Genomic DNA, 4565 nt, shown 5'->3' on the forward strand with positions numbered 1-4565 from the left:
GATCGGCCTCTTGAAGGATCATGGTCTTCAGGAAAGAATATTATGCCCAATCAGGAAGTCATGTTGGCCAAGTTGACCCGGCGGGAGTTCGAGACCTCCCTGGCCCTGGCCTTGTTTCCGGAGAATATTCGGTATGACGCCCTGCACGATCAGGTGGAGAAAGACCCGCTGGAGGCACCTGCGGAGAAAGGAAGGCTATTTACTCAAGAAGCGGTTCGGCAGGTTGCGCCATTCGTGCAGGGGATGATGGATGGAAGGATTCGACCGCCGGAATTAAAACATTATCCGTAAAAAATCTGGCTTCGTTATTTTTCCCCTTATCATTCCAAAACCAAAACTTTCCAAAAAGTTACGGTATCAAAATAATATGAAAACTTTTTGAAAGAGTCTATGGCTAAAGAAGGACCGTTTCGACTTCCTCCTATTTTACCGAATTAAGACATGAGAACGACGGCCCGCATGCATTGGGAAGGATCCCGGGCCGTTGCGACGGCTTTTCCCCAATCCGGCAGAGAAAACCGGTGAGAAATGAGATGCTCGACTTTTATGACCCCGCTCGCAAGCAGCTCCTGAGCGATGATGCAGGCGTTGACTGAAGAAAAGCTTCCAATTACCTGAAGGTCCTTTCTGCAGATGTCAAAAGGGTTCACCCGGGCGTTCTGGTCAGGAGGCACAATACCGTAAAGGACTATTTTCCCCCCTGGAGTAACAAATTTAAAAGCTCGTTCGACAATGGGCACTACCCCCGTGGTTTCAAAGATCGCATCAAATCCCCTTGGGGCGATGCGATGGAGGGTCTCTTCCTGATGGTCATCGGCCAAAACTGTTGCATCGATTCCCATTCTTGAAGCCACCTCGAGCCGACTTTTCGTTCTTCCAGTGATGACTACGGTCGAGGCCCCTGTTTTTTTCGAAAGCTCTGCAATGATCAATCCATTGGCCCCTGTCCCAAAAATCAGAACATTCATCCCAGGCTGAAGTCCAGCCCGCCGGATCGCGTAAACGACCGTCCCAAGGTTGGCAATGAAAGAACCGGCCTCGAAAGAGACCTGATCAGCAAGAGGGATGAGATTTCTTACTGGAACAACAACCTGCTCTGAAAACCCGCCATCGAGCTTCATTACTGTTGATTTGGTATGACCGATCACCATTCCATTCAGACAATGGTTAGTCTTCCCTGCTTTACAAAAAAAGCAGTACCCGCAGGCAATGAAAGGTTCAACGGCAACCCGGTCTCCTGATTTAACATGGGTCACCTTGGCGCCGACTTCCCTTACCACCCCGGAAAATTCATGGCCTGGGATCAAAGGATAGCCCGCTCCTTTGAATTCCCCATCGAGAAGATGGATATCTGTACCGCAGACACAACAAGCCCTCACATCGAGGGTGACCTCTCCCTCACCGGGACTGGGATAGGGCAATTCTTCGATTTTGAAGGAGCCGGGTTTTTCAATTACGATTGTTTTCATCTTCTATACCTCCTTGGCCTGTAGACCTTGGCCGCAATAAGAATGCAGCCTACCCGGCTCTGGGATTGATCGGTCTGCGCTCTGGGAATACCGGGCATAGGATTCGGCACCACCTTCTGGCTTGGATTTAAGGAGATTCGAGAGTTTCAGAGCTTCATCTTCTTATCGATGTTATCCTTAATCCAATGCTCATCCCACCATTCGATGGGGTTAACAAAAACTCCATTGACCAACACGCTGAAATGCAGATGATCACCGCCGGCCAGTCCTGTAGTGCCGGTTCGTCCCAGAGTTTCCCCTTTTTTCACTTCCTTTTTAACCTCGGTCTCGATGCGGCTTAAATGGGAATACATGCTGAACAGGCCGCAGCCGTGGTCCATCAATACCGTATTTCCATAAATACCCAGAGGTCCGGCAAATACTACTCTTCCTGAATTGGCTGCCGGTATTGGGCTCTGAGCCAGTGAGGCAAGGTCAACCCCCAGGTGAACCTGGCGATCAATTTCCTTGCCGTTATACCAGTAGGTTCGCTCTTCAGCAAAGGAGGCCATAGGTTTGGAATTGGGAAGCCTGAGAAAAGGCCCGGACCATAACGGTTGAGTTCCCGTCTGCTGGCAAATTTTTTTGATTTCTCCATGATCCGTCTCCCGTTGCTTGCGATTCACAATGAGAAAAATTTCCTGCGGCGTACCTTGAAGACTTGAGTCTCGCTCCGTAAAATAAGGCATAACGTTTTTTAGGAAGCCTTCAGTGATTTGAATTTTGTCTTTCTTGAAGGCTTTAGATTTCAGGATGAGGCGGAAGCCTGTCTTCGCCCGGTTTCCGGCATGATCCTCGGCCACAGCCAATACAGAAATTTCCTTGGGGGAAATATGGCCTAAGGTGAAATAAGTCAAATATTGGTTTTTTTCCGTGGGATAGCCGGGAAAAAAGAATTCTCCTGTTTGAACTCCCGAAACTGGCGTTTCTTCAGATGTCTGATAGGTAACCAACGCCGTACCCCCTTTATTGATGTAGTGCAAGGCACCTAAAACGGTTATTTGGGGCGGATGGGTGTCGATGACTACCTTCTTTTCCAGGGACACTGGATTTCCTTTGTTCCAGGAATGATCCCGGGCAAAGATTTTAATTTGGGTTTCTCCGTCTTTTAGTCCTTGGGGCAAAGGGCGCATGGCCAAAGTTTTTTCTACGTTTTGGGTTCCTTTGGAAAACTTCTCCGTCAGAAGGATTACCGTTTTCCCTTTCTGGACTGCTTCTACGCGTACTTCCGCTACACCGCTTTTTTGGTCTTCAACTCTAACAGTTATTTTCTGGCCTAGATAACGTGAGTCGGGAGTAATCTTTATGGTTGGTTTTTCCTGCTCAAATTTAACCAGGCATATCCAGGAACCCACACCGATTACAATAAGGAGCCCAACACCAATAGCCACCCCTACTAACTTTTTCATCTTTCCCCCACTCTCTTCAAAAAATTTATGAATTCACTATTTCATAGGTTCTGGGGAGTGTCAAGCCTACGAAAAGAAATCTCTCAAAAATTAAGGTCTAAATCATTTGGAGAAGCCAGCCTTGGGCGCAAGATAGTTTCAAGAACGCTGACCTGTTTCAAAACTCCCGGAAATCTGAAATACGAGGAACCTCTTCCGAAAACTCCCAGCTCTAGATTTCAAAAACACTTGTTAAAAAAAGAAAGGAATGATATTACATTTTCCAGGCCAGGCGGGGATGCACGCGCGGCCGAAGAATCTCTGGTCCTCCAGAAACAGTTGGGATGCAAAGTGGACTGGTGGTCTCCTGATCGGATCAAAAAGGAATTTCCTCTGGTCGAGGTCAATGATTTTGTGGGTGGCACTTTCGGCCTTCGGGACGGATATCTGGATCCTTACGCCTTATTGATGGCCTACCGGTCCAAGGCTGTTTCGCTGGGCGTCCGGTTTATAGCCGATTTTGATACTCGTTGGCCGATCCCTGGAAGACGACAAGGTGGGATTTGATTTCAATTGGGATTGGCGGCGTTTTCAGGAGTTCCTTTGGCCTGATCTGGCCAAAATCGTCCCGACTTTCAATACCCTCAAGCTCGTCAGAGGCTGGGCCGGACTTTATGTCCAGAACTCTTTGGACAGTAACGCCATCTTGGGCCTTTGGCCCGGGTTAAACGGTCTCTATCTGATCAATGGCTTTTCCGGCCATGGTCTTCAGCAATCTCCAGCAGCAGGCCGGTACCTCGCCGAACTGATCCTCAAACGCCCGCCGATTCTTGATTTAAGTTGCTTCTGCCCGGAAAGAATTTTAGAAAATCGTCCTTTAAAAGAAGGGGGGGTAGTTTAAGCTGTTGCCAATAGTGAATTACCCCCCAGCTTGCTGAGGGGTAATTCACTCCCCCACCTTTATCCTGAAGTTCACATCCTGAAGTCCATAATTGACAGCCCCCCTGAAAGGTGTAAATTTGCATCTTGCAATCCTTAAGTAACTGGAAACTTGCGCGGAGCCCTGTTGACCAAGGCAATGATAAAAATGACAAAGGCCATGGCCAGGAGGGGTCTATGTTGCCTTCACGGTCCTAATTCCTTGTCCAGCTCCGCAGGGATTTTGAAAGGGATGGATCAGCAGCCTCGCAATTTCGTCCGTAGGCCTTGATGTGATCATGAAAGGTGGTTCAGCGTGGGTAAAGGGGGGCGCCCTTAAATAATTAAATATCTCATTGGGTAAGCTGATAACCATTCTCATGAGCGATGGCCTCTCCCCTTTGTGCGGCATAGCCAACCCCAGCCGGGCTCATTTCTAAACGGTTGGCCAGAGCAGCCAGGGAATTCCCCAATTCCCGGGAGCGTTAAGGCCGGCTGATCTCCGCACAGTCCCTTCCTTATCTTGCGATCTTCTTTCATGTCAACTGAATTATTTAAGGCCGTCCCCCTCGAAAGCGGGTCTCGACAATTACGAGGCTACATCTACGTTCACTTTCGTTACGACCCGGATAGTTGCTCACCCCGCTATACAGGGCTTTGTCGATGGGCTTCAGAAAACAACGTTTCCATCACCTCCTGCCATCCAACAGCGGCGCGCTTAGTAATACTGACGAATGTAGCTATAGGCTTT

The 4565-nt window shown here is 48.7% G+C and carries 5 protein-coding genes; 3 read left to right on the forward strand and 2 right to left on the reverse strand.

The window, feature by feature from the left end; all coding sequences use genetic code 11:
* Positions 1–291 (forward strand): hypothetical protein (locus tag Q7V48_04110; GenBank protein ID MDO9209919.1); only part of this gene is annotated, 291 nt, incomplete at its 5' end.
* A 143-nt stretch (positions 292–434) separates the two neighbouring features.
* Here the strand turns inward: Q7V48_04110 and Q7V48_04115 are convergent.
* Together Q7V48_04115 and Q7V48_04120 are read right to left on the reverse strand one after the other, a co-directional pair.
* Complete coding sequence (locus Q7V48_04115; protein ID MDO9209920.1) at positions 435–1469, reverse strand: alcohol dehydrogenase catalytic domain-containing protein; 1035 nt, start codon at positions 1467–1469, stop codon at positions 435–437.
* 146 nt (positions 1470–1615) lie between these two features.
* A complete protein-coding gene (locus tag Q7V48_04120) occupies positions 1616–2917 on the reverse strand; it encodes a M23 family metallopeptidase (GenBank protein MDO9209921.1) in 1302 nt (433 codons plus the stop codon).
* 27 nt (positions 2918–2944) lie between these two features.
* Between Q7V48_04120 and Q7V48_04125 the strand changes: the two genes are divergently transcribed.
* A complete protein-coding gene (locus Q7V48_04125) occupies positions 2945–3463 on the forward strand; it encodes an FAD-dependent oxidoreductase (protein MDO9209922.1) in 519 nt (172 codons plus the stop codon).
* Positions 3453–3797 (forward strand): FAD-binding oxidoreductase, encoded by a 345-nt coding sequence (locus Q7V48_04130; protein MDO9209923.1) that lies wholly within the window; start codon positions 3453–3455, stop codon positions 3795–3797. Before Q7V48_04125 ends, Q7V48_04130 begins: the two co-directional genes overlap by 11 nt.
* Positions 3798–4565: the final 768 nt, after the last annotated feature.

It is taken from the genome of Deltaproteobacteria bacterium, from assembly GCA_030654105.1.
GTDB lineage: Bacteria > Desulfobacterota > SM23-61 > SM23-61 > SM23-61 > JAHJQK01.